The sequence below is a fragment of the Streptomyces sp. MB09-01 genome (genome assembly GCF_033794505.1).
GTDB lineage: Bacteria > Actinomycetota > Actinomycetes > Streptomycetales > Streptomycetaceae > Streptomyces.
Window position 1 is genome coordinate 37,230 of record NZ_JARAYQ010000026.1, and the last position, 19,230, is coordinate 56,459.

The 19,230-nt window shown below is 71.4% G+C and carries 20 protein-coding genes; 12 read left to right on the plus strand and 8 right to left on the minus strand.

The features are described from left to right. Positions 1-22 precede the first annotated feature (22 nt). Together PV721_RS08635 and PV721_RS08640 are read right to left on the minus strand one after the other, a co-directional pair. Positions 23-982, minus strand: coding sequence for a hypothetical protein (locus PV721_RS08635; protein ID WP_319722246.1), 960 nt, complete (start codon positions 980-982; stop codon positions 23-25). A 23-nt stretch (positions 983-1,005) separates the two neighbouring features. Continuing rightward, the gene (locus PV721_RS08640) at positions 1,006-1,416 is read right to left on the minus strand and encodes a hypothetical protein (RefSeq protein WP_319722247.1); all 411 of its coding nucleotides are present in this window, start codon (positions 1,414-1,416) and stop codon (positions 1,006-1,008) included. A gap of 254 nt (positions 1,417-1,670) precedes the next feature. On the opposite strand from PV721_RS08640, the gene PV721_RS08645 reads away from it, so the two are divergent. The 5 genes from PV721_RS08645 to PV721_RS08665 all read left to right on the plus strand — a co-directional run bounded on the left by PV721_RS08645 (position 1,671) and on the right by PV721_RS08665 (position 6,389). Beyond that, positions 1,671-2,123 carry a hypothetical protein gene (locus PV721_RS08645; RefSeq protein ID WP_319722248.1) on the plus strand — a complete coding sequence of 151 codons (453 nt, stop codon included), beginning with the start codon at positions 1,671-1,673 and terminating at the stop codon, positions 2,121-2,123. After that, the gene (locus PV721_RS08650) at positions 2,120-3,730 is read left to right on the plus strand and encodes a peptidoglycan-binding domain-containing protein (RefSeq protein WP_319722249.1); all 1,611 of its coding nucleotides are present in this window, start codon (positions 2,120-2,122) and stop codon (positions 3,728-3,730) included. The genes PV721_RS08645 and PV721_RS08650 overlap by 4 nt, the downstream gene beginning before the upstream one ends. 440 nt (positions 3,731-4,170) lie before the next feature. Further along, on the plus strand, positions 4,171-4,827 hold the full coding sequence (locus PV721_RS08655) for an ABC transporter ATP-binding protein (RefSeq protein ID WP_319722267.1): 657 nt from the start codon (positions 4,171-4,173) through the stop codon (positions 4,825-4,827). Further along, complete coding sequence (locus PV721_RS08660; RefSeq protein WP_319722250.1) at positions 4,824-6,044, plus strand: ABC transporter permease; 1,221 nt, start codon at positions 4,824-4,826, stop codon at positions 6,042-6,044. The genes PV721_RS08655 and PV721_RS08660 overlap by 4 nt, the downstream gene beginning before the upstream one ends. Before the next feature lie 51 nt (positions 6,045-6,095). After that, the gene (locus tag PV721_RS08665) at positions 6,096-6,389 is read left to right on the plus strand and encodes a hypothetical protein (RefSeq protein ID WP_319722251.1); all 294 of its coding nucleotides are present in this window, start codon (positions 6,096-6,098) and stop codon (positions 6,387-6,389) included. 34 nt (positions 6,390-6,423) lie between these two features. Here the strand turns inward: PV721_RS08665 and PV721_RS08670 are convergent, their stop codons facing one another. After that, positions 6,424-7,707 (minus strand): geranylgeranyl reductase family protein, encoded by a 1,284-nt coding sequence (locus PV721_RS08670; RefSeq protein ID WP_319722252.1) that lies wholly within the window; start codon positions 7,705-7,707, stop codon positions 6,424-6,426. A 97-nt stretch (positions 7,708-7,804) separates the two neighbouring features. Here PV721_RS08670 and PV721_RS08675 point away from each other — a divergent pair, with 97 nt between their 5' ends. The 4 genes from PV721_RS08675 (at position 7,805) to PV721_RS08690 (ending at position 12,044) form a co-directional block, all read left to right on the plus strand. Beyond that, a complete protein-coding gene (locus PV721_RS08675) occupies positions 7,805-8,323 on the plus strand; it encodes a GNAT family N-acetyltransferase (RefSeq protein WP_319722253.1) in 519 nt (172 codons plus the stop codon). An 18-nt stretch (positions 8,324-8,341) separates the two neighbouring features. After that, positions 8,342-8,710: a hypothetical protein gene (locus PV721_RS08680; RefSeq protein ID WP_319722254.1), complete on the plus strand. Its 369-nt coding sequence runs from the start codon at positions 8,342-8,344 to the stop codon at positions 8,708-8,710. A gap of 332 nt (positions 8,711-9,042) precedes the next feature. After that, positions 9,043-11,274 carry a glycoside hydrolase domain-containing protein gene (locus PV721_RS08685; protein ID WP_319722255.1) on the plus strand — a complete coding sequence of 744 codons (2,232 nt, stop codon included), beginning with the start codon at positions 9,043-9,045 and terminating at the stop codon, positions 11,272-11,274. A 29-nt stretch (positions 11,275-11,303) separates the two neighbouring features. Continuing rightward, positions 11,304-12,044 carry a hypothetical protein gene (locus PV721_RS08690; protein ID WP_319722256.1) on the plus strand — a complete coding sequence of 247 codons (741 nt, stop codon included), beginning with the start codon at positions 11,304-11,306 and terminating at the stop codon, positions 12,042-12,044. Between the two features lie 62 nt (positions 12,045-12,106). Here the strand turns inward: PV721_RS08690 and PV721_RS08695 are convergent, their stop codons facing one another. From PV721_RS08695 to PV721_RS08715, 5 genes are all read right to left on the minus strand, one after another. Then, positions 12,107-13,003 (minus strand): glutaminase, encoded by an 897-nt coding sequence (locus PV721_RS08695; protein ID WP_416371061.1) that lies wholly within the window; start codon positions 13,001-13,003, stop codon positions 12,107-12,109. Positions 13,004-13,041: 38 nt separating this feature from the next. Then, positions 13,042-13,734 carry a demethylmenaquinone methyltransferase gene (locus PV721_RS08700; RefSeq protein ID WP_319722258.1) on the minus strand — a complete coding sequence of 231 codons (693 nt, stop codon included), beginning with the start codon at positions 13,732-13,734 and terminating at the stop codon, positions 13,042-13,044. A 103-nt stretch (positions 13,735-13,837) separates the two neighbouring features. Next, the gene (locus tag PV721_RS08705; RefSeq protein ID WP_319722259.1) at positions 13,838-15,118 is read right to left on the minus strand and encodes an ABC transporter permease; all 1,281 of its coding nucleotides are present in this window, start codon (positions 15,116-15,118) and stop codon (positions 13,838-13,840) included. Then, on the minus strand, positions 15,115-15,891 hold the full coding sequence (locus PV721_RS08710; RefSeq protein ID WP_416371062.1) for an ABC transporter ATP-binding protein: 777 nt from the start codon (positions 15,889-15,891) through the stop codon (positions 15,115-15,117). Before PV721_RS08710 ends, PV721_RS08705 begins: the two co-directional genes overlap by 4 nt. Next, positions 15,891-17,396: a peptidoglycan-binding domain-containing protein gene (locus PV721_RS08715; RefSeq protein ID WP_319722261.1), complete on the minus strand. Its 1,506-nt coding sequence runs from the start codon at positions 17,394-17,396 to the stop codon at positions 15,891-15,893. Before PV721_RS08715 ends, PV721_RS08710 begins: the two co-directional genes overlap by 1 nt. Before the next feature lie 268 nt (positions 17,397-17,664). Here PV721_RS08715 and PV721_RS08720 point away from each other — a divergent pair, with 268 nt between their 5' ends. The 3 genes from PV721_RS08720 (at position 17,665) to PV721_RS08730 (ending at position 19,112) form a co-directional block, all read left to right on the plus strand. Then, positions 17,665-18,069, plus strand: coding sequence for a peptidase inhibitor family I36 protein (locus tag PV721_RS08720; protein WP_319722262.1), 405 nt, complete (start codon positions 17,665-17,667; stop codon positions 18,067-18,069). 57 nt (positions 18,070-18,126) lie between these two features. Next, positions 18,127-18,525 (plus strand): hypothetical protein, encoded by a 399-nt coding sequence (locus tag PV721_RS08725; protein ID WP_319722263.1) that lies wholly within the window; start codon positions 18,127-18,129, stop codon positions 18,523-18,525. A 188-nt stretch (positions 18,526-18,713) separates the two neighbouring features. Further along, complete coding sequence (locus PV721_RS08730) at positions 18,714-19,112, plus strand: hypothetical protein (protein ID WP_319722264.1); 399 nt, start codon at positions 18,714-18,716, stop codon at positions 19,110-19,112. The last annotated feature ends 118 nt before the right edge of the window (positions 19,113-19,230 follow it).

Here is a 19,230-nt window from a genome sequence, read left to right on the forward strand (position 1 = left end):
AGTACCGGCCCTTCGGCGCGCCTCAGACGAGGCTCGCCGCCAGCTTGAAGCGGGCGTCGCGCTGCTCCTTGTAGAGCGCCAGCGTCTCGGCGTGCTCCTCGACGAGACGCTCCTGGTAGGCCTTCTCGACCGCGGCCCAGATCCCGACGAGGTTCACCTCGCGCTTGCACGCGACGTCGGCCCTGGCCGCCGTGACGGCCTTCGCCCCGCCCTTGTCGTCGTCCAGGCCCAGCTTCTCGATGACCTCGTACGGCGTGGCGATCCCGCTGTATCCTGACTTGTCCATGCATGCCGACCACTTCTTCAGCATGGCGACGACCCGGGAGTCCTGCCGGGACCGCTCGTGCGCCTCCGAGGCCAGCCCGAACGTGAAGAGCAGGTCCACGCTGTCCTTGGTCGGCGCGTACAGCTTCCGGTACCCCTCCCGCGCGCACCCGCCCGCCGGCACCTTCTGCCCGCCCGCGGTGAGGCCGCTGTCCAGCTGGGCGGCCTCCTCCTCGGTGTTCGCGTCGGGCGCCGCGCCGCCCTGGGCGCCCGGCTGTTCGCCGTTCATCACGACGTAGGCGCTGTCGCTCAGCTGCGGGGCCGGGGGCTTGGCCGGCATTCCCTCCCCCGCGGCCTTGTCGTACCCGTGGGCCGCCGCGTACGCCGCATCGGCCAGCCCGAAGAGGTACCGGTGCCGGTCCTCGGCCGCCCCGCCGCCGGACGGAGCGGCCGCCTTCACCCCCTCGTACGTGAACCCGTACCGGGCCATGCACCGGGAGACCAGCATCTGCTGGACCTGGCCCATGCGGCTCCGCTCTGCTTCGGAGTCCGTGTACGCGTCCATGGGGAAGGACAGCGTGGCCGTCGGCGGATCGGTCTCCACGGGGCCGAGCTCCGGTTCTCCGCGCTCCGCACCGCCGGCGCCGGAGCATCCGGCCAGCGCCGTGGCCAGCAGGACGGCCGGGACGACGAGACGGAGGCGCGGGGCGGTGCGCATGGCGTGGAACTCCTTGGTCCGGATCAGGGGTGGAGGGTGTAGGTGGCCGAGCTGATCTTGTTCTTGAAAGTGGTCGAGGCGTTGCCGGAGTAGTTCGACGGGATCTCACCGACATTGCCGTCGATGTTCGCGTCGGTGGCGACCTTCCAGGCGTAGACGTCGCGGTTCTTGTAGGACTCGGTGTTGTCGTTCACGAGGGCCCCCGCGCCCGTGCACCCGCTCTTGAAGTAGTTGTCGTTGAAGTTCAGGTCCTCGCCGTACAGGTCGAAGACACAACCGGACTGATTCTGGTAGTAGAAAAGACCGAACTCGTGGACTTCCAGATTTCCGTCCTTGCCCATGGCCGCCGCCGGCCCGGCCGCACCCAGGAGAATCGCGCCCATCGATACGGCGGCGACGCCGCCCGTGGTCAGCGCACGGAATGCCTTGTTCATGATCTGCCCCTCTGCAGGTGAAATGGTGACGCAGAGCCGCAACCATGATCACGACTCTCCGTCCGGCCGGGATTCAACAGGTCGAGGCACCGGAAAACCAAGTCCTTCTCACCTGATGGACAGTCACGTCTGGTTACTGACCAGGAACTTGTGCGCGCACTTTCTGCTACCTACTATCGCCCGGCGCGCACTCCTCACACTTCTCGCACGGGCGCGCCGATCCCCACTTCTACCGCCGCAAGGGAACTCCCGTCGTGCACGCACGCTATTTCGCTCCACTGCTCCTCATATGCATTTCGCTGACGGGATGCGGCGGCGGGGAAGGCGAACCCGAGGCGAGCGACAGCCTGCCGCCCACCGCCGAGCAAATCGCCTACCACGACTGTTTGAAGAAGCAGGGTGTGGCCATCGTTTACACGGACTACGGCGCGCCCCGCGTGGACAAGTCGAAGCCCTGGAACGAGGAGGCGCACAAAGCCTGCGAGTCGATGCTGCCGGCCGCGGCGAAGCCCCAGCCGGCCGAGCCGGAGGTGCTCGCCGCCGCGCAGAAGGAGGCCGCGTGCCTGCGGGCCGAGGGCGTGTCCTGGTACCCGGACCCCGACCCGGTCACCGGGGAGATCGACCAGGCCAAGGGCACTCCGGAGCAGTGGACCGCGCTCAAGCGGGACCACCTGGACGCGTTGAAGAAGTGCCGGACGCCGAGATGAGCGAGTTCGATCACGTCGTGGAGCACACCGAGGTCCCGGAGGACGACCGGAGCGGGCTCGCACGGGGGCGGCGCGTGGTGCTCGGAGTCGTCGGCGGGGCCGCGCTGATGGCGGTCGGGGGGCTGCTGGCCACCACCCTGGTGAAGTCCCCCGCGCAGGTCGCCGCGGAGACCGGGCCGCCCGCGCAGGGGGCCCTGACCGCCGAGGTCGAGCGGCGGGTGCTCGCGCAGACCCTGGTGATGCGCGGCTCCGTCGTCGCCGACCAGAGCGTCGAGGTGTCCCCGCAGGGGGTGCGCTCCGGCGACGGTTCGGGGTCGGGCGCGGCCGTGGTGACCAAGCTGCCGCCGAAGGCCGGGGATCCGGTCCCGGCGGGGCAGCTGATCGCCGAGGTCTCCGGACGGCCGGTGTTCACCCTGCACGGCACGCAGCCGATGTACCGGGACCTCAAGCCGGGGGCCACCGGGGACGACGTCGCGCAGGTGCAGCAGGCGCTGCGCGAGCTCGGGCACGGCACCGGCTCCGACCCGAAGGGCGTCTTCGGGACCGGTACGAAGGCCGCGCTCGCCGCCCGCTACCGGGCCATCGGGTACGAGCCGCTGCCGGCGGTCGCCGACGGCGGCGCGGCGCTGAAGTCGGCCCGCGAGGCGGTCCGGTCGGCGACGTGGGCCGTCGAGGACGCGGTGGGCTCCGCCGGTTCCGCGGGTCAGGGCGGCGGTTCCACCGCCGGGCCGGGGCCCGGCCCCACGGGCACGCCCACGGACGCCGGATCCGGCAAGGGCGGCACGGCGGCGGGCGCGGGTTCCGGCTCGGGGTCGGGGTCGGGGTCCGGCTCGGGCTCGGGCTCCGGGCGGGAGTTGGTGCGGGCACGGCAGGCGCTCAAGGAGGCGCAGGACGCGCTGGCGGCCGCCGAGGCCGCCGACGGTCCGATGCTGCCCGCCGCAGAGACCGTGTTCCTGGGTTCCTTCCCGGCCCGCGTCAGCTCCGTCGGCGCCCGCGTGGGCTCCCCCGTCTCGGGCCCGGTCCTCACGCTCTCCGCCGGGGAGCTCGTCGTCGAGGCCTACCTCAAGGACGACAAGAAGCAGCTGCTGCGCCCCGGCATGGCGGTGGTGGTCTCCTCCGAGGTCTCCGGCACCGACGTCCGCGGAAAGGTGGCGTCGGTCGCCGCCGAGCGGTCCGCCGCGCAGCCCGCCGGCCCGCCCCAGCAGCAGGCCCAGGGCCAGAGCTCCAAGGGCGGGGGCGGGGACGGCGCGGGCGGCGGCAGCGGCGGCGGCGACCTCGGGTACCGGATGGTGGTCCGCGCCGACCAGCCGCTGCCCGCCGGCTTCGCCGGGCAGGACGTCCGGCTGACCGTCGAGTCCGCATCCACCGACGGCGAGGCGCTCGTGGTCCCGGTCACCGCCGTGTCGGCCGGCGCGGACGGTCGTACGGTCGTCACCGCCGTGTCCGCCGAGGGCACCCAGCGGCGCATCGAAGTGCGCACCGGGACCAGCGGCGACGGCTTCGTGGCCGTCACCCCGGCCCAGGCGGGCTCCCTCGCGGCCGGCACCCGAGTCGTGATCGGGGTCGCGCCCCGCGGGACCCGCGAGACCCGCGGGACGGCCAGATGAAGCTCCTGCCCCGGCGCTCCCGGCCCGCCTCCCCTGCCGCCGAACCGCCCCAGGCCGGGACGGAGGCCGGAGCCGAGGCCGGGGCCGGGGCCGAGGCCGAGGCCGGGAGCCCCGATGCCCAGGCCGGGGCCGCCGCACCCGGGTCCCAGGTCGAGGCCCGGTCCGGGGCCGAAGCGCCCGATGCCCGGTCCGGGGTCGGGGCCCGGCCCGGGGTCGGGGCTCAGGCCGAAGCGCCCGCTGGCGGGGCTCAGGCCGAGGCCGGGGCCCAAGCGCCAGCCGTCGAGCCCGGAGCCGGAGCATCCGAAGCCGGGGCCCGAACGCCGGGGGCCGAGGCGCCCGCCGCCAAGGCTGGAGCCCGAGCTTCCGAGGCCGAGGCCCGGGCCAGGGCCGAAGCGCCCGGGGTCGGGGCCCAAGCGCACGCCGTCGGGGCCGCCCCCGTCATCGAGTTCCGCGGGGTCGGGCTGACCTACCCCGGGCCGCCGCCCGTCGAGGCACTCCACCCCTGCGAGCTGCTCGTCCGGCGCGGCGAGTTCCTCACCGTCGTCGGCCCCTCCGGCTCCGGGAAGTCCACCTTCCTCAACGTCGCCGGGCTGCTCGACTCCCCCACCACCGGCCGGTACCTCCTCGACGGGATCGACACCGCGGCCCTCCCCGACCGGGAGCGCACCGCCCTGCGCGGCCGCCGCATCGGCTTCGTCTTCCAGTCCTTCCACCTCCTGCCCCACCGGTCCGCCCTGGAGAACGTCACCCTCGCCATGCTCTACACCGGAATTCCGCGCGCCCAGCGCCTCGTACGGGCCCGCGAGGCCCTGGACCAGGTCGGTCTCGGGCACCGGGCCGGCGCCGTCCCCGGGCGGCTGTCGGGCGGTGAGCGGCAGCGCGTGGCCATCGCGCGCGCCCTCGTCGGGCGGCCCTCGCTGCTGCTGTGCGACGAGCCGACCGGCAACCTCGACTCCGCCAACGCCGCCTCCGTCCTCGGGCTGCTGGACGAGCTCCACGGCTCCGGAATGACCGTCCTCGTCATCACGCACGACGTCGAAGTGGCCCGGCGCGGCCGCCGGACCGTCACCATCCGCGACGGGCGGCTGCACCTGTGAGCACCGTCGAACCGACCCGGCTGTCCGTACGCGACGCCCTGGCCGAGGCCGTCGCCGGCATGCTGCGCCGCCCCGGCCGGGCCGCGCTCACCGCCCTCGGCACCGTCCTCGGCGTCGGCAGCTTCGTGGCCGTACTCGGCCTCACCGCCACCATCTCCTCGCAGATCGACGGCCGGTTCAACGTCCTGACCGCCACCGAGGTGAGCATCGAGGACGTCGCCGCCCGGCAGGACGAGTTCGCCGGCCCCGGCTTCCCCGCCGATGCCGAGCAGCGGCTGCGCGCGGTCGCGGGCATCGAGCACGCCGGGGTGATGTGGACGGTGCGGCTGGACTCGCGGACCTCCGTCGGCCCCCTGCCGTCCGGCGCCGGCGAGGCCACCACCGGCGCGGCCGTCGTCGCCGCCTCCCCCGGGGCCGTCGCCGCCCTCGTACCGACCCTCCAGCAGGGGCGGCTCTACGACGACTTCGCCGAGCGCGGGCACGAGCGCGTCGTCGTCATCGGCAGCGGGCTCGCCGCCCGCCTCGGGATCACCACCCTGGCCACTCGGCCCGCGCTCTACATCGGCCAGGAGCCCTTCACCGTGGGCGGCATCGTCGCGGACCTGGAACGCCGGCCCGAGCACCTGATGTCGGTCCTCGTCCCGCGCACCACCGCGGAGCAGCTGTGGGGTCCCCCGTCGCCCGGCTCGGCGAGCATGCTGGTCGCCACCGAGCTCGGGGCCGCCCGGCAGGTCGCCGACCTGGCCCCGCTCGCGCTGCGCCCCGACCATCCCGAGTACCTCAAGGCCGTACCGCCGCCGGACCCGCGCACGCTGCGCTCCGGTGTCACGTCCGACCTGAGCGCGCTCTTCCTGCTGCTCGCCGGGATCTGCCTGGTGATCGGGGCCGTCGGGATCGCCAACACCACGCTCGTCGCCGTGCTGGAGCGGACCGGCGAGATCGGGCTGCGCCGTGCGCTCGGCGCCCGCGGCCGGCACGTCTCGGCGCAGTTCCTCACCGAGTCCGCGGCCCTCGGAGCCCTCGGCGGGCTGGTCGGCACCTCGCTGGGCGAGCTGACCGTGGTCGCCGTCTCCCTCGCCCGGGACTGGACCCCGGTGATCCACCCGGTCACCGTCGCCGCGGCCCCGCTCGTCGGCCTGGTCACCGGGCTGCTGGCCGGGCTCTATCCCGCCTGGCGGGCGGCCCGTGTGGAACCGGCCGAGGCCCTGCGAAGATAGCGGCGGCGCCCTGACCGTCAGAGCCGACCCGTCACCGGAGGTGGTGGTCCCGTGAACCCGAAGCCGTACGAGTCCCACGGCGCCGGCGACCCCACCGCCGTCGCGGGCGCGCTCGGGCTCGGCCTGCTCGCCGTCGGGGGCTGGCTGCTGACGACCACCCGCCCCTGGCAGAAGCCGGGGCACCCGCTCACGCTGGGGCTCGGCTGGGCGGCCTCGGGCGTGCTGCTGCTGTGCGGGCTGGTGCTGCTGGCGAGGTGCATCCGTACGGTCCACGGCGGCCCGGAGCCCGCCCCGGAGCCGTACGCGACCGCAGCCGAAGCCACGACCGCGGCCACGGAGGACTGAACGAGCGGCGCCCGCGCGGGCGCCGCCGCCCGGTTCAGGCCTTCGGGGCCACCTTCGACAGGCCGTTGATGATGCGGTCCATCGCGTCGCCGCCCGTCGGGTCGGTCAGGTTGGCCAGCATCTTCAGCGTGAACCGCATCAGGACCGGGTGGGTCAGGCCGCGCTGCGCGGCGACCTTCATGACCTTCGGGTTGCCGATGAGCTTCACGAAGGCGCGGCCCAGCGTGTAGTAGCCGCCGTAGGTCTCCTTGAGCACCTTCGGGTAGTTGTGCAGCGCCAGCTCGCGCTGGGCCGGGGTGGCCCGGGCGTGTGCCTGCACGATGACGTCGGCCGCGATCTGGCCCGACTCCATGGCGTACGCGATGCCCTCGCCGTTGAACGGGTTGACGAGCCCGCCCGCGTCACCGACCAGCAGCAGGCCCTTGGTGTAGTGCGGCTGCCGGTTGAAGGCCATCGGCAGGGCCGCGCCGCGGATCGGCTGCGTCATGTTCTCGGGGGTGTAGCCCCAGTCCTCGGGCATCGAGGCGCACCACGCCTTGAGGACCTCGCGCCAGTCCAGCTCCTTGAAGGCGGAGGAGGAGTTGAGGATGCCGAGGCCGACGTTGGAGGTGCCGTCGCCCATGCCGAAGATCCAGCCGTAGCCGGGCAGCAGCCGGTCCTGCGCGCCGCGCCGGTCCCACAGCTCCAGCCAGGACTCCAGGTAGTCGTCGTCGTGCCGCGGCGAGGTGAAGTACGTGCGGACGGCGACGCCCATCGGGCGGTCCTCGCGCCGGTGCAGGCCCATCGCCAGGGAGATCCGCGAGGAGTTGCCGTCGGCCGCGACGACGAGCGGGGCGTGGAAGGTGACCGGGGTCTTCTCGTCGCCCAGCTTCGCGTGCACGCCGGTGATGTGGCCGGTGCGCGGGTCGCGTACGGGCTCGCCGACGTTGCAGCGCTCGTACAGCCGGGCGCCGGCCTTCTGCGCCTGGCGGGCGAGGGTCTCGTCGAAGTCGTCACGCTTGCGGACGAGTCCGTAGTCCGGGTAGGAGGCGAGTTCCGGCCAGTCCAGCTGCAGCCGCTGGCCGCCGCCGATGATGCGCAGACCCTTGTTCCGCAGCCAGCCGGCCTCTTCGGAGATGTCGATGCCCATCGCCACCAGCTGCTTGGTGGCGCGCGGGGTGAGGCCGTCACCGCAGACCTTCTCACGCGGGAACGCCGTCTTCTCCAGCAGCAGGACGTCCAATCCGGCCTTGGCGAGGTAGTAGGCGGTGGTCGAGCCGGCGGGCCCGGCCCCGACGACGATCACGTCCGCGGAGTGTTCGGAGAGGAGCTCGGTCACTGCGGGGTCTCCCGAAGGCTCGATAAAGGGTGCCCAACGGCACCGGACATGTGCAGTCTATGCAGCGAGAGAGATCACGATCCGAAGGGTGCCTCCGATGACCACCTCGCCGACCCGGCCGCTTCCCGCCGTACAGCTCCGCGTGCCCACGGACGAGGACGCGCACGCCTGGCACGCGGTCTTCGCCGACCCCGACGTCATGGAGTTCCTGGGCGGTCCCGCGGAACTGTCCGCGTACGAGGAGTTCACCGCACGCCAGCGCATGCACGACGCCCAGCTCGGCTACTGCCTGTGGACCCTGCTGGACGGGGAGGGCGCGGTGATCGGCTTCACCGGAGCCCAGCCGTGGCCCCGGGAGAAGGAGTGGGGCCCGGTCGGCGAGATCGAGATCGGGTGGCGGCTGGGCCGCTCCGCGTGGGGCCGGGGCTACGCGTACGCCGCCGCGCTGGCCACCCTGGAGCGGGTCCGGGCGGCCGGCCTGACCCGGGTCGTGGCGATGATCGACGCCCGCAACGACCGCTCGGTGGCGGTCGCGGAACGCCTGGGCATGGTGCTGGCCGAGGAGTTCAGCACCCCGTCGGGCAATCCCGCACGCCGCTACGAACTCACCTTTTAGAACAGAAGAGAGCAGTCCGTGTCCTCCAACGACTCCGTCAACGGCACCGGCTCTCCGTCTGCCGCCGTCACGCGGACGTCCTCCGTCCTGACCGTGTGGTGGGCGACGTCTCCGATCGCCATGCTCGTCAGCGCCCGCTTCGGCGTCTGGGCACATGACCACGGCTTCTTCCGGGGCCCCGCCGCGGTGCTGGTGTGGGTGGCCCTCACGGGCGTGGTCGTCGCTCCCCCGGCCGGGCTGGTGCTGGCGTACGCGGGAGGGCACCGGCGAGTGCGCCGGCGCTTCGCCGTCATGAGCGCCGTGTCCCTGGTCGTGTGCTTCCTCGTCTTCCTCTTCTTCCAGTTCGCCACGGAATGCCGTCCGGGAGAGCCGTCCTGCTCTCCGTAGCGCACGGCGTGCGGACCTACCAATTCCAGCTTTCCCCCCAACCGGACGGGCCTCGCTATACCTGCACTTGACCTCCGGTCGCAACAGAATATTTCACGCCAATCTCCCCGGAAGCAGATGCCCGGACTGCTCCGCACACGATCCTTCCGATAGGTTGATCAACAAGCGCGGCAATTTCGGCCACCGTCCGAAATCGTCAGACCGGTGCCGGGGGGACACATCGGTCTGCTCTTGCGCGCTCCTGTCATGCGCACCCGCGCCCACCAGCCCACATGCCACTGCGGCGGGCCGGTGCCCCACCTGGTTGCGACCGCACCGACAGGAGTTCCCGCATGGCCGACGAAATGGTGCTCAGGGCCCAGAGCTGGCTCAATACCGCCTACCGCGGAAAGCTGGGCACCGAGCCGCTCGTCGAAAATGGCGTCACCAGCTGGAAGGTGATGTTCGCCCTCACCCGCGCCCTTCAGTACGAGCTCGGACTCACGACTCTCTCCGACACTTTCGGGCCCACGACGCTGAATACCCTCCAGTCGAAATACCCGGCTCTCAACAGCGGCACGGTGCCCAACCAGAACGTCGCCTCGATCATCCAGGCCGCCCTTTACTGCAAGGGCTACGACGGGGGCTCGTTCGACGGCACGTACAACTCCCGTGTGTCGGCGTCCATCGTCAAACTGAAGCAGGACATGGGGGTGGACTCCACGTACCCCGGTGACACCCTGGTCCCCAAGGTGTTCAAGGGCCTGCTCAACATGGACGCCTACGTCACCGTCAACGGCGGCTCGGAGAACATCCGGGCCGTCCAGCGCTGGCTGAACGGCTCCTACGTGGGCCGCCGGGACTTCTACATCATCCCGGCGGACGGCCACCACTCCCGCGACGTCGCGAAGTCCATGCTGTTCGCCGTGCAGTACGAGCTGGGCATGGCCGACGGCACCGCGAACGGCGTCTTCGGACCCGGCACCCAGAACGGACTGAAGAGCCACACCGTCTCCACGGGTTCCTCGGGCACCTGGGTCCGGCTCTTCTCCGGCGGCATGGTCCTCAACCAGCGCCCGGTCTCCTTCACCTCCAGCTTCACCGACTCGCTCGCCTACGCGGTCAGCGCCTTCCAGTCGTTCGTGAACCTTCCGGTCACCGGCACCGGCAACTTCTCCACCTGGGCCTCGCTGCTGGTCTCCTACGGCGACCAGTCCCGCAACGGCGAGGCGTGCGACGGCATCACGCTGATCACGCCCGCGCGGGCGGCGACCCTGAAAGCCCAGGGCATCAAATACGTGGGCCGGTACCTCACCAACCCGGTCCCCCCGAAGGACGACAAGGACCCGCTGCGGCACAAGGCGATCCAGCCGGGCGAGCTGCAGACCATCGCCGCGAGCGGGCTCCGCTGCTTCCCGATCTACCAGACCTTCGGCCGCGACGCCTCGGACTTCAGCTACCCCCTGGGCCGTGCCGCGGGCCAGTCCGCGATCAACGCGGCGCTGGACCACGGTTTCAAGACCGGGACACGGATCTTCTTCGCCGTGGACTTCGACGCGCTCGACGAGGACGTGTCGAGCAGCGTCCTGCCGCACTTCAAGGGCATCCAGGACGCCATCGCGGACGACGGCAACCGCTTCGGCATCGGTGTCTACGGACCCCGGAACGTCTGCACCCGTGTCGGCGAGGCCGGTCACGCCACCGCCTCGTTCGTCTCCGACATGTCGTCCGGCTTCTCCGGCAACTTCGGCTACCCGATGCCCGAGAACTGGGCCTACGACCAGATCGTCACCCGCACCATCGGCTCGGGTGACGGCGCGATCAACATCGACATCAACATCGCGTCGGGGCGCGACATCGGGCAGGCTTCGTTCAACGCGCCCCGCACCCCGCTCCCGGACACCAACCTCGCTTCCAGCGTCATCGGGGCGATGCGGACGGACGTCGGCAAGTACATGGAGTCGATCGGTTTCCCGAACGACGGCGGCATCAGGACGTACGGCAACGAAACGTGCTTCCAGAGGGTCGTCGTCGAGTGGGACACGGTGATCACCCAGCTCGCCTACAAGTACAAGATGCGCAAGGCGCTCATCCAGACGGCGTGCTACTGGGAGATGCGGCACATCGACGCCGCCGACCTGGCCGCGGACGTGCGTGTCGCGGCTCAGTTCCAGTCCGGCCTCGGGTTCGCGGACAGCTCGACCGGGATCGCCCAGATGTTCGGGAAGACCGCCGTCCTGGCGTGGAACTACGCCATCCAGAACGGGTTCACCACGGGCACGATCCGCAACGTCACCAGTGACAAGGACAAGTTCGAGGTCTGGGACGACCTCCGGAACGAGGACTACTTCGCCATCCAGAGCGTCCCCCTCGTCCACCTCTGGAACGCCGGTGGCGCGCCGGGCAACTCGCCCACCGAGAAGGTGATGCGGCCGATGAGCCTGGACTACACGGAGAGCGAGATCTACCAGATCCTGCGCCGGTACCAGGGCACCGAGGACTCGGTGGCCGTGGAGCACGCGAAGAAGCGCCTGGCGCTCTACCAAATCATGGAGAAGTACAACTCCATATCCCGGAACGTCTGACGCCGGCCATCGGTACGAGGAGACAAGAAATGACTGAAAAGATCTCTCGCCGCACGGTTCTGCGGCGGGCCGCCTTCGTGGCGGTCGGCGTCGCGGTCGGCTCGCAGCTGGCCACCCCCGCCCACGCCGCAGGGCGTTCCCCGGATCCGGCCCACGTCCGTGACGCCATCAAGAAGGCCCAGGAACGCGAGAAGCGCGTCCAGACCGGCATCCCCTCGAAGAACGGGTGGGAGATGGAGAAGGTCGCGGATGACCACGGCAGCATCTACACCCGGCCCGTCACCGGTCTCCCGGTCGGGGGGATCCAGGTCCGCATGGCCGACGTCGAGACCGTCCTGGTCCACGTGGTCCGCCGCTTCCACTACGAGATCGACGCCCTCCGGGGCGGTGACGTCGTCGGCTGGGTGAAGCCCGACTCCGTGCGCAAGGGCCTTCCGGAGTCGAACCTGGCTTCCGGAACGGCCGTGCGGATCCGCTCCGGTTCCTACCCTGCCGGGGCGCGCGGCGGCTTCTACCCGATGCAGGAGCTGACCCTGCGGGACATCCTCGCCGACTGCGAGGGCGTGGTGCGCTGGGGCGGCGACGACCCGAAGCCGGACGAGGCGCTGTTCTACATCGACGTGCGGCCCGGCGACGAACGGCTCGGCAGGGTCGCGGGGAAGATCTGGGACTGGAACTACACGCCCGGGCAGGGTTCCGGGGTCCTCGTGGACACCGTCCAGCCGCAGCGCCGGAGTTCTGCCGATCGTCTGGCAGCACAGCAGTCCTGATCACGGGAGCAGCGGGTCCGGACCACGCACGGTCCGGACCCGCTGCACCGGCGTTCGCGGGCCTAGAAGACCGACAGGCCCGTCAGGGTCGTGAAGCGGTCCAGGGCGGCCACGCCCGCCACCGAGTTGCCCCGGGCGTCCAGGCCCGGGCTCCACACCGCCAGAACACACTGGCCCGGGACGACCGCGACGATGCCGCCGCCGACGCCGCTCTTGCCCGGCAGGCCGACGCGGTACGCGAACTCGCCGGCCGCGTCGTAGGTCCCGCAGGTCAGCATCACCGCGTTGATCTGCTTGGCCTCGCTGCGGGTCAGCAGCCGCGAGCCGTCCGCCCGGAGCCCGTGCCGGGCCAGGAAGCGCCCGGCGAGGGCCAGGTCGGCGCAGGTCATCTCGATGGAGCACTGCCAGAAGTAGTGCTCCAGCAGTGCGGGCACCGGGTTGTCGATGTTCCCGTACGAGGCCATGAAGTGGGCGACGGCCGCGTTGCGGTCGCCGTGCTCCTGCTCGGAGGCCGCGACGTCGGCGTCGAAGCCTATGGCGGGGTTCTGGCTCTCCTGCCGCAGGAACTCCAGCAGTTCGCTGCTCGCGTCGCCCGTGAGGGTCTGGAGCCGGTCGGTGACCACGAGGGCGCCCGCGTTGATGAACGGGTTGCGCGGAATGCCGTTCTCGTACTCCAGTTGTACGAGGGAGTTGAACGGGTTGCCGGAGGGCTCCCGGCCGACCCGCTCCCACAGGCTGTCGCCGCCCTCGGCCAGGGCCAGGGCGAGCGCGAAGACCTTGGTGATGGACTGCGCGGAGAAGGGGACCCGCCAGTCGCCCACCCCGAAGACGTTGCCGTCGAGGTCGGCGACGGCCATCCCGAAGTGCCGCGGGTCCACCTCGGCGAGGGCCGGGATGTACTCGGCGGGCGTGCCGCTGCCGAGCAGCGGGGCGATGTCGGCCGCGATGCGCTCCAGCAGGGGCCCGTAGTCGGTGGGGGCGGCGTCGGGCACGGCGGTCAGTCCTTGGTGCCCCGGTGCAGCGCGACGATGCCGCCGCTGAGGTTGCGCCAGGCCACCTTGGACCAGCCGGCCTTCTGCAGCAGCCCGGCGAGCGCGGGCTGGTCCGGCCATGCGCGGATGGACTCGGCGAGGTACACGTACGCGTCGGGGTTGGACGACACGGCGCGGGCCACCGGCGGCAGCGCGCGCATCAGGTACTCGGTGTAGACGGTCCGGAACGGCGCCCACGTGGGCTGCGAGAACTCGCAGATCACGACCTGGCCGCCGGGCTTGGTGACCCGGTACAGCTCGCGCAGGGCGGTGTCGGTGTCCTGGACGTTGCGCAGGCCGAAGGAGATCGTCACGGTGTCGAAGACGTCGTCCTTGAACGGCAGCTTCGTCGCGTCGCCGGCGGTCAGCGGCAGCCAGGAGTGCTTCTTCTTGCCCTCCTGGAGCATGCCCAGCGAGAAGTCGCAGGGGACCACGTACGCACCGGTCGCGGCGAAGGGCAGCGAGGAGGTCGCCGTGCCGGCGGCCAGGTCGAGGACCTTCTGCCCGGGACGCGCGCCGACCGCCTTCGCGACCTCCTTGCGCCACACCCTGTCCTGGCCGAGGGAGAGGACGTCGTTGGTCAGGTCGTAGTTCGCCGCGACCCTGTCGAACATGGAGGCGACTTCGTGCGGCTGCTTGTCCAGGGAGGCCCTTGTCACTGGCGTTCGCCCCTCGGTGTGCGATGCGGATCGGCGGGTACGGCCCCATCCTCTCAGGCCGCGCCGCCCCCGCCGGTGCCGCCTCCCCCGGCGGTCGCGCCGCTCAGCGGCGCAGTGCCTCGGCCGGCTCGATCCGGGAAGCCCGCCATGCCGGATAGAGGCCGGCCAGTACACCGGTCAGCAGTCCGATGGCGGGCGCGGCCAGGACCGTGAGCGGGTGGATGACCGGCGTCCACTCCCTGATCACCGCGACGAGGACGACGGTCACGCTGCCCAGTGAGGTGCCCACGAGCCCGCCCAGCGCGCCGAGAGCCCCGGACTCGGCCAGGAACTGCAGGCTGATGTGGCGCCCGCGGGCGCCCAGGGCGCGGCGCAGCCCGATCTCGCCGGTGCGTTCCAGTACGGCGACCAGGGTCGTGTTGGCGATGCCGACCGCTCCGATGATCAGGCAGATCCCGGCGAGGACGAGGAACAGCTGGCCGAGGTCCGAGGACACGTTCGTCCGCAGGCTCTTCGGATCCGCCGGCGCGACCGCCTTGAGGTACTCCGGATGATCGGGGCGCAGTGCGGTCGGGGCCAGTTCCGCGACCTGCTGGGCCGCCCCCAGCTCGGTGGCGACGAGCATCCTGGCGTCGGTGCCCTGGGGAGGCCCGAAGACCTCCTCGGCCGTGCTGCGGGGCACGACGACGGACAGCAGCAGGTCCGCCTTGCGCTCCACGTCGCCGATGATCCCCACGACGGTGAAGGGTTCCTCGCCGATGAAGACCGCCGGATGCGTGGCGACCGTGGTGATCCCGAGCCGGGCGGCGGTGGCCGCACCGAGGACCGCGACCCGTTGCCGGGTCTCGGAGTGGTAGTCGTCGAAGAGCCTGCCCTGGTCGAGCGCGGGGACGGCGGCCCGCAGCGCGCCGGGGGACGCGGCGACGACGTCGAGCCGCTCGCCTCCCTCGTCCGCGCCGACGGGCGAGGAGCTCACGGTGGTGCCCGGGGGGAGCCGCACCCCGTAGTACACGCCGGCGTTCCTGACGCCGCCCAGGCGCTCGATCCGTCGGTCCGCGTCGGCGGGGAAGCCGGGGCCGGCGAACTCGTTCCGGCTCCGGGCCACGTCCTCGACGGTCACCTCGGTGGCACTGAGCACGCTGAAGCGGGCGTCGATCTGGGACGAGGTCGTCGCCGTCAGACCGAGGATGGCGACGAACGACCCGACACCCAGGACGGTGCCCAGGGCCGTCAGCATCGAACGGGCGGGGCGCTGCAGGATGCCGGCCAGGGACTCGGCGAGTGCGTCGCGCACGGCCAGCCGCGAGGGCCGTACGAGGCTCCGCGGCGGCCCTTGCGCCCGGCGGCCCCGGATGCGGATACGGGTCCGGACCCGACCGGTCATGCGGTCACCCCGGCGTGCTCCGCGGCGCGCTCGGAAAGGACGCCGTCCCGGATCGTGACCGTCCGGCCGCCTCGGCGGGCGACCTCCGGATCGTGCGTGATCACGAGGATGGTCATCCCGTCCCGGTGCAGTTCGTCCAGGAGACCGAGGACCGTCTGCGCGTTGGCGGTGTCCAGGTTTCCGGTCGGTTCGTCGCACAGCAGCAGGGAGGGGTTGCCGACCAGGGCGCGGGCGATGGCCACGCGCTGCCGCTCACCGCCCGACAACCGGGCGGGCAGCGCGTCGACGCGGTGGCCCAGCCCCACCCGCTGGAGGACTTCCCGAGCCCGGGGCACGCGTTCGCGCCGCGGGACCCCGTTGTAGAGCATGGCGAGGGCCACGTTCTCCTCGGCCGAGCGGTGGGCGAGCAGGTGGAAGGACTGGAAGACGAACCCGATGCGGCTGCCGCGCAGCGCGGTGCGCCCCGCGTCCCCGAGGGTGCCGGTGTCGATCCCGTCGAGTGCGTAGGTGCCCGAGGTGGGCGCGTCGAGGAGCCCCGCGATGTTCAGGAACGTGGACTTGCCGGAGCCGGAGGGACCGACGACGGTGACGAACTCGCCTGCTGCCACCCGCAGGTCGGCGGGGCGCAGCGCCTGCACCGGCGGCGGCCCGGGATAGGTCAGGCCGACCTGCCGGAACTCGATGACGGGCGGCGCGGCCTCGGCGTCCGGCGCGCTCGGCCCGTCCTCTGGGTCCGGGGCGTCCGGCGCGCCCGTCCCGTTCGGGGTGTCCATCACGGCCGGCCCGCCGTTCCGCCGCGTGCTCCCGGGGTCTGCTTCACGCCGGTGACCACGCTGTCCCCTTCGTTCAGGGTGCCCGGAGCACTGGGCACGACCTCGACGAAGCCGTCCCCGACGGTCCCCGCCTTGACCCCGACCCGGCGCTGTGCGCCGGAGGCGTCGACGACGGTCACGCTGGTGAGGCCGTCCGCTCCCGCCGACACGGCGCTCACGGGCACGACGAGGGCGGCCCCGTCGGTCGCGGCCGCCTCGATGGTCAGGCGTACGTCCTGCCCCACGAGAGAGGGATCGAGCGGCTGGTCGGGACGGATGACGAGGGCGTAGCCCGGCTGTCCCGCGGGCCCCTGGGCCTGGCCCTGGCCCTGACCCGGGCCCTGGCCGGACCCGCCGGCCGGGGCGGCGGCCTTCGGGACGGACAGCTTGTCGTCCACCGACTGCACCTGGGCGGCCGCGGTGATGCGGCTCACCTCGGACTGGATCTCCACCTTCTGTCCGGCGCGCACCAGACCCTTCTGGTGCTCCTTGAGCTGTGCCCGGACCACGAGCTCCCCGGCGGACAGGGTCATCGCGGTACCGGAGACGTTGCTGCCGACGGCCACGTTGAGGGCGTCCACCCGTGCGGGGAGCCCGTCCAGGAAGACCACCTCTCCGGCGGGCAGCATCGGTCCGGCCTTGGCCTGGGCCTCCGACAGCCGGCGGCGGGCCTTGTCGAGGTCCTCCTGGGCCCGGGTCACCGCCAGTTGGGGGTCGGACCCGCTGGAGGCCGGCTTGCCGGAGGGCGCAGCCGACGCCCCGGGCGCTCCGGTCGCTCCGGTCGCTCCACCTCCGGGTACCTCGGCCTTGGCGGCCGCCCGTGCGTCCTGCAGGGCCCGTTCCGCTCCGCTCACCGAGTCCTGGGCCCCGGTCACGGCCTGACCGCCGTCCGTCGACGCCGGCAGCGGGTCGTAGCCGATGGAGGCGTAGAAGGCGGTCAGCGCCGCCTTCGTACCGGCGCCGAACTGGCCGGCCTTGTCGCCGCCGCTGCCGTGGCCCATCGCGGCCAGTGCCCGCTGGAGCTGCGCGACATCATCACCGGTCGCTCCGGGCTTGAGGTCCCGGTACACGGGCGTCTTTCCGGGCAGGACGAACAGCGGGCGGCCGGAGATCTCCATGAGCACCCGTCCGGCGCCCGCCTCGCTCCCCTGCGCGAGCGGCAGTTTCGTCACCACCGCGGCCGCGGCGCCTTCGCCCCCGCCGGAGGGGGCGACCTGGACCGTCTGCGCGGCGCTCGCCGTACCCCGGACGATGAGCGTGTCGCGGAGCACCCTCTTCTCGACGCGGGACGTCAGCACGTCCACCGGCGGCGGCCCCGCTTCCGCGGCGGCCTGCGCGGGCGACTTGATCACGAACGAGGACCCCACACCGACCGCGGTGAGCAGGACGGCCCCACCCGCCACCGCCCCGATCCAGCGGCGACGGCGCGAAAGCCCGGCCGGCGCCGGGACCTTCTGAGAAACCACGAGTTCCGACTCCTTCATCCCGCTCCCCCGACGATCCGGGCCGCGCAGCCCCACCGTCATGACGACTCGTCAACTCCCTCTGAGCGACGGTCCCCACGCACAATCGCTTGATCCAAACCAAGTTGCGGAGTGCGAACGCTTCGCATTAACTGGCGCGCGACCTGGGCTTTTCGAACTCTAACCGAACAGCGCCGGTGTTCTGCGAATGACTTTCGAGACGTCATCTACCTCACAGTCCAACGGACTTGACAACGAAAGAAGGAAGCACATGCGCACCCGCAACGTACTGCGCGGCGTCGCCGCCACCGCCCTCACCCTCTCCGCCCTCGGCCTCGGCATGGGCACGGCCAACGCCGGCGACCGGGAGAAGGACGGCTACCTCACCAGCACCGAGTTCGGCCTGTTCTGCTACGAGAACCAGGAGAACTCCGTCTTCGACCTCTGGTACGCCGACGAGAACTTCACCGACGACTGGTTCAAGGGCTCGAGAAGCTGTGCGGGTCAGAACGTCAACGACAACACCCGCTCCTACCTGAACGGCGACGGCTGCGTCTGGTACGTGTTCACCGACATCAACATGACCGGCAGCCAGGGCTCGATCCCGTCCGGCTACCGCGGCAACGCCAGCGCCACGTACAAGGACAAGATCTCCTCCACGACCCCGGGCTGCTGACGAACGCGACGTTCCACGACCACAGATCACCAGACCTGACAACGGGGGAAGAATCCCATGCGTACTCGCACCATCCTGCGCGGCGTCGCCGCCACCGCCCTCACCCTCTCCGCCCTCGGCCTCGGCATGGGCACCGCCAACGCCGACGAGAGGGACGGCTACCTCACCGAAACCGAGTTCGGCCTGTTCTGCTACGAGAACCAGGAGAACTCCGTCTTCGACCTCTTCAGCGGCGACAAGAACTTCGGCGACGACTTCTTCAAGGGGTCCCGGAGCTGCGCCGGCCAGATGGTCAACGACAACACCCGCTCCTACCTGAACAGGTCGAACTGCGGCTGGTACGTGCTCACCAACATTGACTGGCAGGGCAGCCAGGGCTTCGTCCCGTCCGGCTACCGCGGCAACGCCACCGACACGTTCAAGGACCGGATCTCCTCGGCGATGAAGGGCTGCTGACGACCACGACGGCCCCCCGGCTCGCCGCTCCTTGATCCAGAACTGCGGGGGGCGAGCACCTCGCATTGGCTGGCGCGCGACCTGGACGTTTCGATCTTTGACCGACCGGTCCCTGGGGCCTGCGCGCGAGTCGCCAGAACGTCATTCAGCTCACCGACCACAAGACTTGATAACGGGAGAACAACCTCATGCGTACTCGCACCGCACTGCGCGGCGTCGTCGCCGCCGCCCTCACCCTCTCCGCCCTCGGCCTCGGCATGGGCACCGCCAACGCCGACGGCTGGAAGGACGGATACCTCGACAACACGGAGTTCGGCCTCTTCTGCCAGACGAACTACCAGAACTCCGTGTTCGACCTGAGCGCCACGGACGACAACTTCGGCGACGACTTCTTCAAGGGGTCCCGGAGCTGCGCCGGCCAGATGGTCAACGAGAACACGCAGTCGTACATCAACAACAGCTGCGGGTTCTACGTCTGGACCAACTCCGGCATGTGGGGTGACAAGGGCTTCATTCCGGAGGGCCACCGGGGCAACGCCTCGGCGACCTTCAAGAAGAGGATCTCCTCCGCCGCCCGCATCTGCTGACGACCAGAGCATTCCACCGGTACGCCGCCCCACCCGTCCACGCCGGGTGGGGCGGCGTACCGCAGCCCCCTACCGCTGTTCCCGGAGCACCGATGACCCCCTCGCACCCCTCCCGCAC

Bases quoted from the DNA above. Each gene is read 5' to 3' on its own strand.
- PV721_RS08635 (WP_319722246.1), bottom strand. From the start codon at position 982: ATGCGCACCGCCCCGCGCCTCCGTCTCGTCGTCCCGGCCGTCCTGCTG.
- PV721_RS08640 (WP_319722247.1), bottom strand. From the start codon at position 1,416: ATGAACAAGGCATTCCGTGCGCTGACCACGGGCGGCGTCGCCGCCGTA.
- PV721_RS08650 (WP_319722249.1), top strand. From the start codon at position 2,120: ATGAGCGAGTTCGATCACGTCGTGGAGCACACCGAGGTCCCGGAGGAC.
- PV721_RS08675 (WP_319722253.1), top strand. From the start codon at position 7,805: ATGACCACCTCGCCGACCCGGCCGCTTCCCGCCGTACAGCTCCGCGTG.
- PV721_RS08685 (WP_319722255.1), top strand. From the start codon at position 9,043: ATGGCCGACGAAATGGTGCTCAGGGCCCAGAGCTGGCTCAATACCGCC.
- PV721_RS08690 (WP_319722256.1), top strand. From the start codon at position 11,304: ATGACTGAAAAGATCTCTCGCCGCACGGTTCTGCGGCGGGCCGCCTTC.
- PV721_RS08705 (WP_319722259.1), bottom strand. From the start codon at position 15,118: ATGACCGGTCGGGTCCGGACCCGTATCCGCATCCGGGGCCGCCGGGCG.
- PV721_RS08710 (WP_416371062.1), bottom strand. From the start codon at position 15,891: ATGGACACCCCGAACGGGACGGGCGCGCCGGACGCCCCGGACCCAGAG.
- PV721_RS08720 (WP_319722262.1), top strand. From the start codon at position 17,665: ATGCGCACCCGCAACGTACTGCGCGGCGTCGCCGCCACCGCCCTCACC.
- PV721_RS08725 (WP_319722263.1), top strand. From the start codon at position 18,127: ATGCGTACTCGCACCATCCTGCGCGGCGTCGCCGCCACCGCCCTCACC.
- PV721_RS08730 (WP_319722264.1), top strand. From the start codon at position 18,714: ATGCGTACTCGCACCGCACTGCGCGGCGTCGTCGCCGCCGCCCTCACC.